This is a genomic window from Sphingobium sp. DEHP117, assembly GCF_030867385.1.
Lineage (GTDB): Bacteria > Pseudomonadota > Alphaproteobacteria > Sphingomonadales > Sphingomonadaceae > Sphingobium.
This window is the reverse complement of the sequence record NZ_JAPFBJ010000002.1, coordinates 17,557-33,616: the sequence shown is the minus strand read 5'-3', so window position 1 is coordinate 33,616 and position 16,060 is coordinate 17,557. Positions and strand designations below refer to the sequence as shown.

18 protein-coding genes and 1 pseudogene are annotated in these 16,060 nt (G+C 65.3%); all 19 read right to left on the bottom strand.

Features of this window, described 5'->3' with window-relative positions:
• Positions 1-23: 23 nt before the first annotated feature.
• The 19 genes and pseudogenes from OOT33_RS07220 to OOT33_RS07130 all read right to left on the bottom strand — a co-directional run bounded on the left by OOT33_RS07220 (position 24) and on the right by OOT33_RS07130 (position 15,965).
• Positions 24-788: a lytic transglycosylase domain-containing protein gene (locus OOT33_RS07220; RefSeq protein WP_293679954.1), complete on the bottom strand. Its 765-nt coding sequence runs from the start codon at positions 786-788 to the stop codon at positions 24-26.
• A 3-nt stretch (positions 789-791) separates the two neighbouring features.
• Complete coding sequence (locus OOT33_RS07215; RefSeq protein WP_137803546.1) at positions 792-1,130, bottom strand: DUF736 domain-containing protein; 339 nt, start codon at positions 1,128-1,130, stop codon at positions 792-794.
• Complete coding sequence (locus OOT33_RS07210) at positions 1,127-1,723, bottom strand: S26 family signal peptidase (protein WP_293679964.1); 597 nt, start codon at positions 1,721-1,723, stop codon at positions 1,127-1,129. The genes OOT33_RS07215 and OOT33_RS07210 overlap by 4 nt, the downstream gene beginning before the upstream one ends.
• Positions 1,720-2,235 (bottom strand): DUF2840 domain-containing protein, encoded by a 516-nt coding sequence (locus OOT33_RS07205; protein WP_137803544.1) that lies wholly within the window; start codon positions 2,233-2,235, stop codon positions 1,720-1,722. The genes OOT33_RS07210 and OOT33_RS07205 overlap by 4 nt, the downstream gene beginning before the upstream one ends.
• A complete protein-coding gene (locus tag OOT33_RS07200; RefSeq protein WP_137803543.1) occupies positions 2,232-2,471 on the bottom strand; it encodes a hypothetical protein in 240 nt (79 codons plus the stop codon). The genes OOT33_RS07205 and OOT33_RS07200 overlap by 4 nt, the downstream gene beginning before the upstream one ends.
• Entirely contained in the window at positions 2,468-3,106 is a 639-nt protein-coding gene (gene parA, locus OOT33_RS07195; protein WP_293679974.1) for a ParA family partition ATPase, read from the bottom strand. The genes OOT33_RS07200 and parA overlap by 4 nt, the downstream gene beginning before the upstream one ends.
• Positions 3,103-4,062, bottom strand: a complete 960-nt coding sequence (locus tag OOT33_RS07190; RefSeq protein WP_373690530.1) for a replication initiator protein A — start codon at positions 4,060-4,062, stop codon at positions 3,103-3,105. The genes parA and OOT33_RS07190 overlap by 4 nt, the downstream gene beginning before the upstream one ends.
• 112 nt (positions 4,063-4,174) lie before the next feature.
• The gene (locus OOT33_RS07185) at positions 4,175-4,456 is read right to left on the bottom strand and encodes an AlpA family transcriptional regulator (RefSeq protein WP_293679985.1); all 282 of its coding nucleotides are present in this window, start codon (positions 4,454-4,456) and stop codon (positions 4,175-4,177) included.
• A gap of 125 nt (positions 4,457-4,581) precedes the next feature.
• Positions 4,582-5,157, bottom strand: coding sequence for a DUF2285 domain-containing protein (locus OOT33_RS07180; RefSeq protein ID WP_307749343.1), 576 nt, complete (start codon positions 5,155-5,157; stop codon positions 4,582-4,584).
• A 13-nt stretch (positions 5,158-5,170) separates the two neighbouring features.
• A pseudogene (locus OOT33_RS07175) lies at positions 5,171-5,356 on the bottom strand (transcriptional regulator domain-containing protein); the annotation flags it as partial.
• A 115-nt stretch (positions 5,357-5,471) separates the two neighbouring features.
• Positions 5,472-5,738 (bottom strand): DNA -binding domain-containing protein, encoded by a 267-nt coding sequence (locus OOT33_RS07170; protein WP_293679995.1) that lies wholly within the window; start codon positions 5,736-5,738, stop codon positions 5,472-5,474.
• 120 nt (positions 5,739-5,858) lie between these two features.
• The gene (locus OOT33_RS07165; RefSeq protein ID WP_137803538.1) at positions 5,859-6,122 is read right to left on the bottom strand and encodes a helix-turn-helix transcriptional regulator; all 264 of its coding nucleotides are present in this window, start codon (positions 6,120-6,122) and stop codon (positions 5,859-5,861) included.
• Positions 6,123-6,312: 190 nt separating this feature from the next.
• Positions 6,313-6,639, bottom strand: coding sequence for a DUF736 domain-containing protein (locus OOT33_RS07160; protein ID WP_293680004.1), 327 nt, complete (start codon positions 6,637-6,639; stop codon positions 6,313-6,315).
• A gap of 605 nt (positions 6,640-7,244) precedes the next feature.
• The gene (locus OOT33_RS07155) at positions 7,245-7,685 is read right to left on the bottom strand and encodes a hypothetical protein (RefSeq protein ID WP_307749342.1); all 441 of its coding nucleotides are present in this window, start codon (positions 7,683-7,685) and stop codon (positions 7,245-7,247) included.
• Between the two features lie 141 nt (positions 7,686-7,826).
• Positions 7,827-7,991 (bottom strand): hypothetical protein, encoded by a 165-nt coding sequence (locus OOT33_RS07150; protein WP_307749341.1) that lies wholly within the window; start codon positions 7,989-7,991, stop codon positions 7,827-7,829.
• Positions 7,992-8,224: 233 nt separating this feature from the next.
• Positions 8,225-9,178 carry a hypothetical protein gene (locus tag OOT33_RS07145; protein ID WP_307749340.1) on the bottom strand — a complete coding sequence of 318 codons (954 nt, stop codon included), beginning with the start codon at positions 9,176-9,178 and terminating at the stop codon, positions 8,225-8,227.
• A 114-nt stretch (positions 9,179-9,292) separates the two neighbouring features.
• Positions 9,293-10,216 (bottom strand): SLOG family protein, encoded by a 924-nt coding sequence (locus OOT33_RS07140; protein WP_307749339.1) that lies wholly within the window; start codon positions 10,214-10,216, stop codon positions 9,293-9,295.
• Positions 10,217-10,569: 353 nt separating this feature from the next.
• Complete coding sequence (locus OOT33_RS07135) at positions 10,570-11,631, bottom strand: toprim domain-containing protein (RefSeq protein ID WP_307749338.1); 1,062 nt, start codon at positions 11,629-11,631, stop codon at positions 10,570-10,572.
• The gene (locus OOT33_RS07130) at positions 11,631-15,965 is read right to left on the bottom strand and encodes a strawberry notch family protein (RefSeq protein ID WP_307749337.1); all 4,335 of its coding nucleotides are present in this window, start codon (positions 15,963-15,965) and stop codon (positions 11,631-11,633) included. Before OOT33_RS07130 ends, OOT33_RS07135 begins: the two co-directional genes overlap by 1 nt.
• Between the last annotated feature and the right edge of the window lie 95 nt (positions 15,966-16,060).

Below are 16,060 nucleotides of genomic sequence, written 5' to 3'. Positions count from 1 at the left end.
ACCGCGCCAGAGTGCGATCCTGGTCATGGGCGCCCCCCATCGCTGGCGCGCGTCACGAAGATGCCTGCCGTCTGCGTCGAAGCGGCGATTGGGGGTTGCTGCGGATCTGCCGTCCGGCCGGCGTTCTTTTGACGATCGGGCTGCGATCGTTCTGCACCAGCGCTGCCATCGGAGCGCGCGACGAACAGCGGCGACCGAGTCCAGGCGAGCGGGTCGACGGTCGCGACAGCGATGCCGGTAGCGAGGGGCTCACTGCCAATCAGCGGCGCGAGCGCTGACACATAGGCGATGGTCTCAGCGGGCAGCGCGCGGCCCGCTGAGAGATAATCATCGTAGCGCCCGGGACCGGCATTGTAGGCCGCGAGGAAGCCCGGCGCGCCGTAGCGGTCGTGCATTTCACGCAGATAGGCTGCACCGGCGAGGATGTTGTCGCGCGGGTCAAAGGGATCGGCGCCCAGACCGTGGCGCGCGCGGAGGTACGCCCAGGTCGCGGGCATGATCTGCATGAGCCCCATCGCGCCCTTGGGCGAGACGGCACGGACCCGACCGCCGCTCTCGACGCGCATGACCGCCCAGATCCAGCGCTCGGGAATGCCGAACCGCTGCGCCGCCTCGGCGACCGCTTGCGCGTGGGGCGAGGCTGCAGCGGTTCGCTCGATGGACGATGTCTGCGCCACAGACGACGCGGGCATCACGCCGGCAAAGACCAGGCCGGAAAGGAGAAGGACGGGCAGTCGGCAGGCGACCCGTTTCGCACCGACGGCGGTGTGGCGACGAGAGACGCGCATCGGTCAATCCCGCTCGCTGCGCTTGGTCGGCCGGTTCCAGTAGAGCCCCCAAGCTGACTTGTTGTCCGCCGACTGGAACAGGTTGGCCCGGATTGGCTGCGCGAAAGTCGGATCGTCGAGCTGCAACGACACATACTCGCCGGCCTTCTCGCCGGTGCGCTTCCATCCAGCCCCCACTTCCGGCCCATCGGCATCGTCGCCGAGGTGAACGCGATAGTCGGGCGCGTTCTCCGCGTCGGAATGCTCCGCCGGGACGAGCACCAGAGCTGCATCGAGTGCGAGCGTGCGGATGCGGCCGCCAAAGCCGCTCTTGGTGCGGGTAAATTCTCCGATCAGGGTCATGGCAACCTCCTTGGCGATGTGGTGGAACGGGTCATGGCTGCGCCGTCTACCCAAGTCGGCGCGCGCCAGACGAAGCGACCGTTGCCGTCTTCGTCGGTGTACAGAGGAGTGGCCCGCCCGATCACAGTGGTGACGGCGAGAGGCCCGAAGTAGCGGCCGTCGAGGCTGTCTCGGACGGCGATATTCATGAGGAAGAGTTCGCTCGCGCCGAGCCGGTGGCAGCCCTGCCAGATGGGCAGCGTGCGTCCCAGACGGTCGTGGTCGAGCGCATTGCCGACGGGGGTTCCATCGACTGTGATGTCAGCGCCCGAACGGCAGACGGTCTGGCCAGGCAGTGCGGCAACGCGCTTCAAGAGCGGCACGCCGCGCGGCAGATAACCCCGGTCCGCGAGGAAGGCGGCAAGCGGCTCCGGCGCATTGACCGCGACAAGGTCGGTGACCTCGAGCGGGGTAGCCGAGCCGATCTCATAGAGGCCGACCGGCACACTGGCCGATGCGTTCCAGACAAGCCGCGGTGCCGTGTTGACCACCGCGAGCGTGATCAGCAGGAGCGCGGCACCCGTGGTCGTCAGCAGGTAGCCGGCGCGCGTCATGGCTCTGCTCTCTGTCGCAAGCGCCACGCGCGGTGCTGCTGGCGGGAGTAGGCTCGCGGGACGTCACCGGCGGCGAGCCGGTTGTGGACATGGCGCCAATAGTCAGGCGCAGCTTCGGCGGGATCGATGTCGAGCGCTTCGATCGCGTCGGTCAGAAGCAGTACGCGTTCGACGCTCGGCCAGCCGCTCGTTTGCAGCAGGATTTCACCACCGGGCCGTACCGAGGGCAGCGTCTGATAGCCTTCGCCCGCACTGACGGCGCGCAGGATGTCGATGCGTGAGACGACGGTGCCAAAGCCATTCGAGGCCCAGCGGACGAAGGCGAAGACAGCCCCGGCGGGGAAGCTGAGGACGCGACGCCGCCGGTCGAGGATCTGTTCGTGGACCGCATGGCCGAAGCGAATCCAGTGTTCGACCTGCTTCTCGCGCCAAACCAGTTCGACCTCGGTGAGCCGACCCGAAGGTGATGACGGCCGAACGCCCGCTGCGCCATGAATTGCCGGAGCGTTCATTGCCCGTCCCCCTCGGCAGGAAATGCGTTCGCGAGCAGCTCGCGCAGCATGTCAGCGACGGTTTGGCCGCGCTGGAACGCGGTGACCTTGATCCGGCCGCGCAGGTCCGGCGTGACGTCGATGGTGAGGCGCGCGGTGTAGGCGATAGCGTCAGCCCTGCGTCCGCGCGGATCGTCGGCGGCCTTGATCCAGGTGTCCGGGTCGCCGGGCCGCGCGGCGAAGCTGCGCCTGGTCATGGTGCGAGCCTCCCGACTTCGGTGCAGAGCGCGGCGACCTCGCGCGCACCGGCGCGCTGGCCATCGAGTTCCGAGATCAGGCGGCCGGATTGCGCGGCATCCGCGAAGCCGACGCGTTGGCCGATCGCGCTCGCCAGCACCGGCGGATCATGTTCGGCGAGCGCCTTGGCGGTCTCGCGCGCGATGACGGTGCGCGCGCCGCAGCGGTTGAGCACGAAACGCGCGACGAGCGACGGGCGGAACAGGCGTGCTTCACGGAGCAGTGCCAGCATCTCGGCCGACGCCCATCCGTCGAAGGGCGATGGCTGAACCGGGATAAGGACGAGATCGGCGGCAAGCACGGCCGAGCGCATGAGGCCGGCGACGCGCGGCGGCCCATCGATCACCACATGATCGGCGCCGCGCGCCAGTTCGGGCGCTTCGCGGTGCAAGGTGTCGCGCGCCAGTCCGATGACGGCGAATTGGCGGGGCAGGCCTTCACGGGCGCGGGCTTCGGACCAGTCGAGCGAGGAACCCTGCGGATCGGCGTCGATGAGCATGACACGCTGGTCGCGGCTGGCCCATTCGCCGGCGAGATGGAGCGCGAGCGTCGTCTTTCCGACGCCGCCTTTCTGGTTGAGCAACGCGACGATCATGACCGCGCGCTCCGTCGGCCGCGGGGAGGTTTTCCACCGTCGCTCCGCTCCAACAAGAAGTTAGATTCTTTGTTAGACTCTAAGTTAAGGCTCGGAATCGCTGTTTCAGGCCAGAGGGTTAGCTGCGATCCGCGCGCCCGAAGTCCCGAGGCGGCTGCGCCCGAAATCCCGATACCATTTGCGCCCGAAGTCCCGATCGCATCCACAACGCCATCCACAGGGCCTGTGGACAAGCTGATAGGGCGGATGAGCAAGCGTTCCTGACGACCGGCGCGCTCCAAAGCCAAGCGATAGCCGGGTAGCGGCTGGCGGGCGACGATGCGGCGGATGTCGATGGCGAAGTCGGAGACGCGCGCCAGGCTACCCGATTTTGCGTGCAGGTGCGCAATGTCGAAGGTCCAGCCCGCAGGCTGACGGCCGGCATGTTTGCGGGCGACCCGATAGAGCCAGCGCTCGATGCCGCCGGTCAGCCGGAAATAGGCGGGATCGATGGCGAGGACGAGCGAGCGGTCGATGACACCGCGATAGAGCCAGTCGGGTAGGACAAACTCCATGCCCTCCACACGGCCGTCGCGCGTTGTGCATTCCCCCCACTCGTTGATCCAGGAGAATTGCTGGCGCCGCCAATGCTCGCCGTTGCGGATCGTGGTTTGGATGACGGTCGACTGCAGGCGCGCCAACGCGCCCTTCAACAGCCGGTAATCGCGCGATCCGGTCTGACGTCCGATCGCGGTCAGGAGCTGATAAGGGGTGAAGCGCAGGAAGCGTGAGGTCTGGAACCCGAGGTTTGCGGCTTCGACGATCTGGCTTGCGGCCCAGATCAGGATATCGGCGTCCCAGATGGTCGCCATGCCATGCTCGGGGACCGCGAACACTTCGACATGGACGTCGCCGGCCTCGTAGAGGATCGGCGTGGTGCGTTTGGCTTTGGCCAGCGAGAAGAAGGGCCGCTCCATCAGATCGCGCTGATCGCGCGGGCTGGCGTCACCGGTGGCGACGACGAACGGATCGAGCCGTGATCGTTCGCTTGGGGAGAGGGGGCGTTGCCGTGGCGGCATGTCGGACGGCTCAGCGGGCTTGGCCGCCGCCGAAGGCAGGCGTTATGGCGGCATGGCGCTTGGCGGGAAGGACACTGCCGCGCGGATCAGACGTCGAGGTGACGAAGCCGCGGTCTGCCCAGGCTTTCAGGTCCTCGAGCGCGTAGACGACGCGCCCGCCGAGCTTTCGATAGGCGGGACCGGTGCCGTAGGTCCGGTGTTTTTCAAGCGTGCGATCCGAGAGACCAAGGAAGCGGGCCGCTTCGGGTGTGCGGAGAAAGCGTTGCGGCACACCGGCGCCATTTGGTGACATGATCGGGCCTCCGAGGTTGCACGAGAGCCGCTGGGGGACAGCGGCGGTTGGCGGCTACCCTGGCGGAGCGCGACGTTGCGGAAGGAGTGGGAAGCTGGCGGGAGCAAATCCCCACACACGGCCTGCTAGCGTCGACGGCGATGACTGAGCAGGCGTCGATAGCCGCCAGCGATCATGGCGAGGCCGCCGCGCACAAGTTCCATGGTGGCGAACCGGCGTGAGGATGTTTTCCAGGGTTCATCGGCAAGGTCGCGCGTGCCGAACAGGATCGCGGCGATCTCGCGGTAGCTGGCGCCGCTGAGACGGCCGTCTACAGCCTGCAACATCCGTCGCGCACGGTGACGCTGCTGCCGCGTTAGCCGCGTGTCGGCCGGGACCGAGCGGCCATGGAGCGAACTTAATAGGCGGGCGACTGCCTCGAGCCGATCGAACCCGTCGGGGCCGAGCGGAATGACGGCCGCCGTGCCCTCGGCACCACTCGCGCCGGCGAAGCGCAGGATCTGAAGCCGTTCGCCGTTCGTCAGGCGATGAAGGAAGTGGAAGCCTTGCGCGTCTGACTGACCAGCCGCGTGGCCCTTAATGGTTGGCGACTTGTCGTCTTTGGGCAGGATAGCGGGCGGCGCGGTCAGCAGCACAACGCCAGTGTTCAATGTGGGTGCCCAGATGGGCGCGGCCTCTCTGGCGTCGAGGGCAGGCGACACCAGGAAATCGCAGCCCCCATCGAGACCTCGTCGCCTCGGTTGCTGCAGTGTCGGCGTTCGGTTCCACCTGAGCGGCCTCGAAGTCGCGCTGATAGTCTTCGTTCCGGCGCAGCCATTCCCAGGCGAGTTCAGGCGAGACGAGGTCTTCGACGTAGTCGTAGTGCTCGGATGATCGCCAATGCGAGATGTCGGGGGTCATGCATCCTCCGCCAGCAAACCTGCAGCAGCTTCGCTGGGCAGGATTCCGTCACGCGAACCAAAGCGGAAGCCGGAGAATAGGAAACGGGCGATGCCGCCGCGGCATCACCCCCGCATCACCGGCGCGGATGCTCGTGTGCGAGCTCGCGGTAGCCGTGCTGGGTCATCCATCTGGCGCGGTCGAGATGGCTGTCGTGGACGCGGCGGGCGCGCTCCGGTTCGGCAGCCGGGTCGATACCGAACAGGATCAATACGGCTTCTTCCCATGCCGCGCCGTCCGACGCAGCATCGAGGAGACGGAGGTAGAGCGTCATGTGCTGACGGTCATAGTCGGTGACCGACGCGCTCTCGGGCGGCCGTTCGAGGAATTCTGCCTTGGTCACGAAGCCCCACCTGGAATCACAGTGCCCCTGTGTGTGGGGATGGCGTTAACCAAGCCCGACTTCGACGGCAACGGGTATGGTTGTTGGCCCGCAATGCGGGTTGGCCGTCGTGAACCGGCGCTAGCGTCTCTTCCGCATGTCGCTGGTGGCTTTTCGGCCATGGACGAGCATCACCCCTTCACCTTGGTCGGACACTAGGAGAAGGATGCCGTTCGCCTCGAGTGCCCGGCGCACCTGATCGCGTGTGCTCTCATACACCTTCAAGTCGCTTTCCGACTCGAGGCGCTTGAGCGCGGTCAGTGATACTCGGGCTGCGTCAGCGAGCGTCTCCTGTGTCCAACCCAGCAGCGCGCGTGCGGCCCGCGACTGTCGGGCGGTGATCATGCATGATCACCTCCCACCAGGGCCTACGCGCACGCCAGAACTACGACTATAATAGTCGTTCTTAGCTTCTCAGGCCAGACTGAAGAGCGTCTATTGCGGTCGTTCGAGTAGTTCAGGCCGCAAGCTGATTCGGATGCTTTGGCAGGCGAAGACCCCGTCCGGATCGACCGGACGGGGCGTCGCTGGAGCCTCAGTCGCCGTTGCGGCGGCTGGGGCGGGACCAGATGAGGCTGAACCCTTCGCCGTCCTCGTCGTCGAACAGGTTGGCGTAGATCGGGGCGTTGAAGCTCGGGTCGTCCAGCTTGAGACCAAGATAGTCGCGGCCCTCGTTGGAGCGCTTGGACCAGGCGGCGCCGATCTCGGCGCGACCGACCAGGACGCGGTGGCTGGGGGCGTTCTCGCCCGTGGCCCGGGTCTCGGGGACGATGCGGACGTTCTTGGCCTGAACGCTCAGGGTGACGATTTCGCCGGTGAACTCGTTCGTGCCGGTCTTCTTGAAGGTGCCGATGGTCGCCATGTCAGTTCTCCTTGATCTGAAGTCTCGAGCCCGCACCATTGCGGCCTCGATGGCGATCGATGGGCCGGAGACGATCGACGGCGCACTCCTGCCTGGGGTCCCCAGTTTGCTGGGGTAGGCTTGGGGCCTGACAGCAAAGGAGGAACTTTCTTGTCGCGCGAGGAATGACGGCGCAGCCGGCAGGGGAAGAAAGTTGTGACGCCGCTGTTGCGCCATAGGCGAGCGAGGCGTTAGCCGGTCTTCGGCCAGATCAGGCCATTGAAGAGGCCGCTCCGGTGCGCTCGATCTGGCTGGATCCTGAGGGGATGACGTGGCGCCGCATGGCATCGGCCAAGTCGGCTTGTGCGGTTCACGCTATCGACTTTCTGAGCGCTCAGCTGATACGTCGCGTCCTACTGATGAGGGGCACCTGGCCAGTGCCGCCCGTTCACCTGCGCTCGGTTCGTTGCCCAATGAGCGGCCTTGGATCAGACGATAAGCGAGCCCGGCGCGATGAAAGGTTACACGCTGCCGTGCGCGCCTTTTCGCCCGATCCCACGTCAGATCCACGGTTGACGCGCGGGGCATCGCCGCTTTCTGATCTGGCTCTTTGTTCAGTTCGGCATTCAGGCGTTGGCAATGCCTCGGCTGGTCGATCCGGGCGGGGTCAAAGACGTCACGCGGATGAAGGCCGTGACTGCAACGGCGATTGCCCCGACGACCGAGAACACGAGCTGCCATGCTTCCGAGGGCATGGTGTGCTTCACGATGCCATGCGTCGCGTGAAAGCCCGCAATGGCCGCGGGTGCGACGAAAGCCAAGGCGACGAGGATTTTCAGCCAGACCGGCCGCAGGATGGCGAGCAGAAGCTGGCCGACGCCGAGTGCGATTCCGGCGGCAGCGACGCCGATGACGATGGCGCCGACCAGGCCAGCGCCGGTCTGATGTGCCCAGATGCCCGCGCTGACGCCGATGAAGGCCGGAAGCGCAAAGACGGTGAGCGTGAACAACAACCAGCAAAGTACGCCGATGGCGGCCAGCGAACCGAGCATGGCGAAGATGATCATGGTGGTGGCCTCCGTGAGAATAGGTCTGACGGGTGCGCCATCCACCACCACCAAGGCGCGAGGCGGAGTATAGCCAAATTCGACGCGCTTCGGGAGCGGAAATCGAACCGATCTCCGCCCGCGAAGCTGTTCCGCCAGACGTCAGACGTCGAACGGATCGATCTCGGCCACGATCTCGGCATCGCCGTCGAACTCGTTGCAGGGAGTGACGGACAGCGTGCCGTCGCCCGCCCGGAAGATGATGATGGCGACCATCAGGGTGCCAGCGAGGCTGTTTGCGAAGGCGTAAGCGTCGTTGAGGGACATCGGTCCGGCTCCTGTTCCGAGCGGAGGACCATCCCCCGCTGACAGGCGCCCGATGTGTCCGGCCGAGGGCCGCAATCACCGCGCAGGCGAAGACGAAGCGGCGGCACGCAATGGGCGTAGCCGACCCTTCATGGGTTGATGGCTTCAGGCCTTCGGTCGGACCAAGGATCAGCGCGGGAAAGCGGGGTGGTCGTCAGTGACCGGTGCCTGGACGATTTCGGAGCCGACTGAAATCAGGAGCTCAGCACGCCTCTATTGTTGGCCGGGTCTTGATGATCTTTCGGCGGCCACGGTTTGATTTGTCGGCCCATCTTCTCGACGATAGGGATCGGAGCTAGCGCTCCCTTGGTTGTGACCGACCGTTGGGAACCGTCGATATAGGGCTGGTCATCGCGCGTATATCCGGCTGCCACATTGCCGCCATAGCAGCTCAATTCGAGGCGTTGCAGAACGCCGCCAATCGATACAAAATACGCATCTTCAATGTCTCTCAGCATTTTCTCTTCGACAATCTTCTTATCTGCAATTTCGTGTTGAGCAATATAAAGTTCGTGAGATATTTTATCTTCCAGAGAGTCGGATTTCGCTTGAGCGTCATCTCGATGTTTCTTTATTCTTTTTCGGAGATCGCCTGCGTACTGCTCAAACAGTGTGTCTTGCCCGATTGTCATCAGCGTAGTTTCGTCAGCCCAAACAAATTCTTCAACCAGGGCGCCTGAGCGCCAAGTCAATTTCCCGATCCAAGGCTTGTCGCTGTCAAATCCAAAGAGCAGGAAGAGCGCTACTGGATCGCTGTCTCCACTGTGTTTGCCGAAATAATCGGTGATCAGTGTCGCTGCCAGTTTGAAAAGACCAGCGCCTTCCGGTTTCGGTTCATCGCCTTGCGGTGCGATGAGCGCGCCGAACGCGCGGGAGATATGGGTAACAAGCGAGAGACACTCAAAACACGATCCTGAGAAGCCGATGCCAACTTGTGTCTCAAAATATGGGTCGGTCCAAGCGCCAACTGTGGTCGTCAGACTGTCAATTCTGAAGCAACGAACAGGGATAGCGAACAGCTTCGTTGTTGTATCGTTGATCGTCTTGAAGGTGCCGTCTGTACGGGATATCGAAGCACGACTGTCCGCTAGGGCGGTGATACGAAGACATCCGAAACTGCTGTCTAGCCGGGCACTTACAAGTGTCATGTTGCGGGAGCACTCCAATACAGAATCTAGCCTTCTTACCACGAATGATGACGTATATAGCGTCCGACACGATACGAAAGTGACTGATTTCTGCTTCTTGAAAAGAGACGGCGCTCACGCGCCGCCGAACCTCCAGACCGGGATGCCGAGCTTCTTGGCCTTGTCGGCCAGGTTGTCCTGTATGCCGGTGCCGGGGAAGACGATGACGCCGATCGGCAGCACGTCGAGCATCTGATCGTTGCGCTTGAACGGGGCGGAGCGGCCGTGCTTGGTCCAGTCGGGGGCAAAGCCGATCTGCGCAACGCCGCGGTGGTCAGCCCAGCGGGCGGCGATCTTCTCGGCCCCTTTCGGCGACTTGCCGTGCATCAGCACCATGTCGGGATGCTTCGCGCGGACCTGGTCGAGCTTGGCCCAGATCAGTTGGTGGTCGTTGAAGTCGAGCCCACCGGTCAGCGCAATTTTCGGCCCGGCGGGGAGTAGCACCTCGCGGTCGGCGCGCTTGCGTGCGGCGATGAAGTCACGGCTGTCGATCATTGAAGAGGTCAACTGGCGATGGTTGACGCGTGAGCCATGGCGGGGAGACCAGTTCGAGCCGGTCGTCTTGCGGTAGAGGTCGGCGCCAGTGTCGCGGAAGAGTTCGAGGGCGTCGCGGCGTTCGATGAGTCGCTGCCCCGCAGCGATAAGCGCCTCGAGTTGCACGGCCTTCACCTCGGAGCCGTCCTGTTCGCGCTGCCCTTGCTTCTGCGCCTGCTCGTTGTCGTCGAGCGTGCGTTCGACCCGTTCGACGGCGCGGTGGAAGCTGTTGACCGTTGACCACAGCAGGTCATCCAGGTCTGCATCGAGGCCGGTGTCGGCCATGGTGGCGATCAGCGCATCGAAGATGTCGGCGACGGCGCCTGCGATCACGCGATCTTCCGGGATAGGCCGGGGATCGGGCTCATCGTCGCGTGGATGGAAGCCGTAGAGCTGAAGCTCGGTCAGGACATGATCGGTTGGAGAGGAGGTATGGTCGGGTTCAAACTCGTCATGCTCGCTCATGGGAAGCTCCGTTCGCTGGACCGCGACCGCCGCGGCCTTCATGGCGACGAAGCCGTCGGACGGGCTGGACTGGCACCCGGAGCGAAGCGAGGGGCCGCAGCGTGAGCGAAGGACCGCAGGGGCCGGCTATTTTGTCTCGCGATGGAAAGGCCCGAGCCGGGGTCCCCGCGTGGCTTGCCCGCGTGGGGTGGAACGGGCCGCCGGAAAATAGTCGGCTACAAGGTTGCCCGGACGGACCGTCTGATGGCCGATCGCCCTCTGGAAGGCCGGGGCGCAGTCCTCTGGCGCAATGGTCATCCCAGATGCGGGCTTGCACAAAGTTCTCGACCAACACCCACCCGCCTCCATTCCGGTTAGGCTGCGTGCTCCATGAAGCGTGCGACATCCTGGGGCGCGATCTGGACGCGGATAGCCGCCCGGAGCGCCTCGGATCCTAGAAGCCGGAGGTCTTCATTGAAGTCGCCGAGGGCCGGTGAGAGGATGAGCGTCTCGATGCCCGCCTCGTCCGCGCGGGTCATCAAGGTCGTCACCGCAACATCGCCGGCAGGGTCGTCATCACGCGCGACATACAGCCGGTGCAAGTGTACGGGGAACTGGATGGCAGCCAGATGTGCCGCCGACAGCGCGGCCGCCATCGGCATGGTGGGCAGGACGCAGCGCAGCGACAGCATGGTCTCGACGCCTTCGCCGGCCGCCATCACCGAGCCGGGCAGTCCGAAGCGCACGGCAGACCCGAGGAGATTGCCCATCGCCCGCCTCGGTGTCTCGACTGGCGCCTTGCCCAGGGTCGCCTCGTTGAAGCCGCCGGGATCCAGCCAGGTGCGGTGCGCGCCGGTGAGGTCGCCATTCAGATCGGTGACGGCCGCGATGATTGCCGGCCAAATTTCGGTCGGCGCGTCTTCGTCGGGGCGATAGTAGCAGCGGGGATGGAAGCGCAGCGATCCGGTTTCGTGCAAAGACGTAATGCCGCGTCTGCGCAGATACGTTTCAGCGAGCGTGTCCCTGATCGGCTGCGCCATCGCGAAGAGACGCCTCGCGGCTTCAGGCGATCCCATTGGCGCCGCGGACGTCCTGCCTCGTCGCCGCTCTTGTGCTGGGTCTGGATGCGGGAGGCTCAAGAAGCGCCGGGCTTCCTCGGCAATCTGCTTGAAGTCGGGAAGGCCGCAGGTTTCGCGGATGACGTCGAGCAGATCGCCATGTTCGCCGGTGGCGGCGTCGGTCCACTTGCCCGCAGCGCCCTTGCCGGTCTGCGGCCCCTTGAGCCGCACGAACATTGAGCGGCCAGGCGTGTTGCGAACGTCGCCGACCAGCCAGTAGCCTCCCTGTCTTGTGCCGTTGGACAGATAGTGCCGGCACACGGCCTCGGCCTGGCCAGCAAGGCGGGCCGCCAGATCAGACGCGTCGAAGCCGGCCATCACGCGGCCTCCCGTTCGGAGATACGCGCGACGGGATAGCGCTCCATCACCTTGGCGAGAACGGCCACGCCGGTCGCGTCGGTGGGAATGAACATGCGCAGCTTCCAGGAGATGATCTCGTGGAACAGGCCGTAGGAGCGAAGACGGTCGCGCATCGTGTCGGAGAATCCGGACAGTTCGATGCGGTGGACGCCCATCACCCGCGCGCGGTGAAGTTGGAGGCCTTCGGCGAGATCAAGGACCGTGCCGCCTGCTGCCAGGGCTGCGAAAGCATCGTCAGGTGTCAGTGTGGGCGCGCCGGTCGAGAGCGCGGTCGCCGCCCACGCCGGAGAGACTCGCCGACCGATGATGCGTTCGCCGTCGTCCGTCTGGAGGCGATAGACGCGTGTGGACTCGTCCGGCAGGCGCTTCCAGATCGGGAGCAAGAGCCCGGCGACAATATGGATCGAGCTGTCGGTGAACTCCGGGATCTGCGCCAGTTCGCGCTGCCACGCCGCCGCGAAGACATCGCGATCTGCCACCCGCCAATGGCTCTCCGCCATCGCCGCCAGCGATGCATGGTGGTGTTCCATCGGCCGGAGCAAGCGTACCCGGCGTTCGATTTCACCATCATCCAGCATAATGCTTGGGGCTGGCACTTGCACCGCCGCCCGGGCGGATCGTTCGTTGATGAGCAAGGCTGCCCGTGGGTCGGCCAGAAGCTCGAACGCCTGATCAAGCGACAGGGGCCGGTTGCGCTCGCGCTGCGTGATTGTCAGCAACCGCGTCTCGGCGCCGGTGGCCGGGTGCGTATAGATGGCGTGCCGGTCGGTGACGACGAAGCTCTCGGCCTTCAGTGTTTCCAGCCCGATGTCGTAGGTGCCGCTGGCCAGTGCTCCCGCAATCCGGGCATTGAGCAACTGCTCGAAGGCGGTGAACAACACGCCTTGGAGGTCGATCGTCAGCGCCAGCAGTCGATTGAGAAAGGTCGTGATCGGCGGCAGCTCGTCGCGGATGCCGGTCTCGTCCATCAGGCTGAGGCCGGTGGCGCTCTCGAAGAGCTGGAGCGAGCAGCCTTCGACCTTGCCGCGGACGATCAGCAGGTAGAGCTGGCGCAGCGCGTCGCGCGCATGGGGGCTTTCAAGATTGTCTTCGGGTCTGAAGAGGCCCTGTCCGCCGGTCTGGCGCTGGCCACGTGTGATCGCTCCGAGCGTGTCAAGCCGGCGGGCGATGGTCGACAGGAAGCGCTTCTCGGCTTTCACGTCCGTCGCGATCGGACGAAACAGTGGCGGCTGCGCCTGGTTGGTGCGGTTCGTGCGGCCGAGGCCCTGGATGGCGGCGTCGGCTTTCCAGCCCGGTTCTAGGAGATAGTGGACGCGAAGGCGCTGGTTCCGCGCGGCGAGGTCGGCGTGGTAGCTGCGCCCGGTTCCCCCGGCGTCGCTGAACACAAGGATGCGCTTGGCATCATCCATGAAGGCGGCGGTCTCGGCGAGGTTGGCAGAGCCGGGACGGTTCTCGACCATCAGCCGATCACCTTTGCGGATGATTCGCCGCGCGCGCCCGGTGACTTCGGCCACCATGTCGGTTCCGAAGCGCTGGACGATCTGATCAAGCGCGCCAGGCACCGGCGGAAGGCTTGCGAGTTTCTCGATCAACCGGTCACGCCGGGCGACCGCTTCGCGGCTCTCGACGGGCTGGCCATCGCGGGTGACGGGTCGCGAAGAGAGATTGCCTTCCGCGTCGGTGAACGGCTCATAGAGCTGCACCGGGAAGGAGTGCTGAAGGTAAGAGAGGACATATTCGCGCGGCGTGATGTCGACGCGCACGTCGTTCCATTCCTCGGTCGGCACCTCGGCCAGTCGCCGCTCCATCAGGGCCTCGCCGGTGGAGACGATCTGGACGACAGCCGCGTGCCCGTCATCGAGATCGCGCTGGATCGAGCGGATCAGGGTCGGGGTCTTCATCGAGGTCAGCAGATGCCCGAAGAAGCGCTGCTTGGTGCTTTCGAAGGCCGAACGGGCGGCTGATTTGGCGCGGGCGTTGAGCGTGGCTGTCTCGCTGGTGATGTTCGCGGCGCGCATCGCGGCATCGAGATTGTTATGGATGATCGAGAACGCGCCAGCATAGGCGTCATAGATGCGGCGTTGCTCGTCGGTGAGCGTGTGCTCGACCAGCTCGTACTCGACCCCGTCATAGGACAGCGACCTGGCGGTATAGAGGCCAAGGGCGCGAAGATCGCGGGCCAGCACCTCCATCGCCGCCACGCCACCGGCTTCGATGGCAGCGACGAATTCGGCCCTGGTGGCGAAGGGGAAGTCCTCGCCGCACCACAGGCCGAGGCGCTGGGCATAGGCCAGATTGTGAACGGTGGTGGCGCCTGTCGCCGAGACATAGACGATGCGGGCGTCGGGGAGGGCGTGCTGGAGGCGCAAGCCGGCACGGCCCTGCTGCGAGGGCGCGACGTCACCTCGTTCTCCCTTGCCGCCGCCGGCGTTCTGCATGGCATGGCTCTCGTCGAAGATGATCACCCCGTCGAAATCTGAGCCCAACCAATCGACGATCTGCCGGACGCGCGAAACCTTCTCGGCTTTCTCATCGGACCGTAGCGTGGCGTAGGTGGTGAATAGGATGCCTTCCGGCAGTGTGATCGGCCGTCCTTGCGGGAAGCGGGAGAGCGGCGTCACGAGCAGGCGCTCCATGCCGAGCGCCGACCAGTCGCGCTGCGCGTCCTCGATCAGCTTGTCGGACTTCGAGATCCAGAGGGCCTTGCGCCGTCCGCGCAGCCAGTTGTCGAGGATGATGGCGGCGGACTGGCGCCCCTTGCCCGCGCCGGTGCCGTCGCCCAGCATGAAACCGCGTCGGAAGCGGATGGCGGATGCCGCGTCGTCGGTTGCCGCGGAGACGAGGTCGTAGGTCGCGTCAACGGTCCAGGCGCCGCTGAGGAAGCCCGTGTGCGCCTCGCCAGCATAGATCACGGTTTCGAGCTGCGCGTCGGAAAGGACGCCCTCGTTGATGAGCCGTTCGGGCAGGCGTGGACGATAACTTGGCTTTGGCGGCGCTACCGACGCCATGGCCGCCGATTGCACGAGCTTGGTCGGATGCGCCTGAGAGCCGGGAATGCGGATCGTCTGAAGTGCGTATTCCTCGTAGATGGCGTCGGTCAGGCGACCGCCCTCGGCCGGCTGCCAGTCGAGGGTCTCATAGGCAAGATCCACGTAACTGGGCTCGTCGAGTGAGGATCTGAGAGCTGATTTCGCGGGACCGCGCGCACTCGGGCGGGCAACCCGCTTCGACGTCATCGGCGACGGCGTGGGCAGGGCGAGAGAGTCCGCCAGCGTGAGGCGCGACGGAACCTGCTTCGTGACCCAATCCATGAGTGTGCGCGCGTCGGGTGCGGTTCCCGGTGATGCCGGAAAGCGGGCCGGATCGTCTGCCGGCAGCTTGTCGAACACGGTGAGCCGCGTGTCGATGGCGGTGCCGTGCTTGGCATAGACGGCGCCGTCGATGCTCGCGGTGAACACGACGCGCCCGCGCACCTGCAGGCGCATGAACGCCTCGCGCCAGGCGGGATGGTCCGGGCCGCAATTGGCGCCCGTGATGGCCACCAGGCGCCCGCCTTCGGCGAGGCGGGCGAGCGCGGACGCGATGTGCCGCAGCGCTGCGTCGCCCATGCGCCCAGAGACATTTGCAAGTGCAGAGAATGGCGGGTTCAGCAGCACGACGGTCGGGATCATCGCCGGGTCCAGGTAATCGTCGATCTGCGCCGCATCGAAGCGCGTGACGGGAACGACCGGAAAGAGCGAGGAGAGGAGGTTGGCCCGGGTCTCCGCCAGTTCGTTGAGGATCAAGGTCGCGCCCGCGATCTCCGACAGGATCGCGAGCAAGCCGGTCCCTGCCGAAGGCTCGAGCACACGGTCGGAGGGCAGGATGGTGGCAGCGGTCGCCGCGATGAGTCCGAGCGGGATGGGCGTCGAGAACTGCTGGAACGTCTCGCTGTCCATCGTGCGGCGCGTGTGCGTGGGAAGCAGCCCGGCGACTTTCGCGATCAGCGGCAGGGCGGCGGCCGGAGAACCGGCTTTGTGCAAAAGCGCTCTGCCGTATTTGCGGACGAAAAGAACGGTCGCTGCTTCGCAAGCATCATAGGCCAGCTTCCAATCCCAGACTCCGGCAGCGTCGGACGCGTTGAAGCTCGCTTCCATCGCTTCACGAAGTAGGGTGGCGTCCACACGTCTGCCGGCTTCGAGATGGGGGAGGATGGATCGGGCGGCGCCGAGCAGTGCGGCGGTTCGGTCGGCGCGTGGCAGATGAGATGCCGGCGTATGTTCTTGTGCGGCTGGCGCGGAACGATCGTACATGGGGAAAACCTCGAAAGGAGAGCGGGAACAGGACGAGCCCGTGGGCGCTCTCTCTCGACCGTCCGGGCTCAAACCCGTCCCGGCCCCTCTCTCCC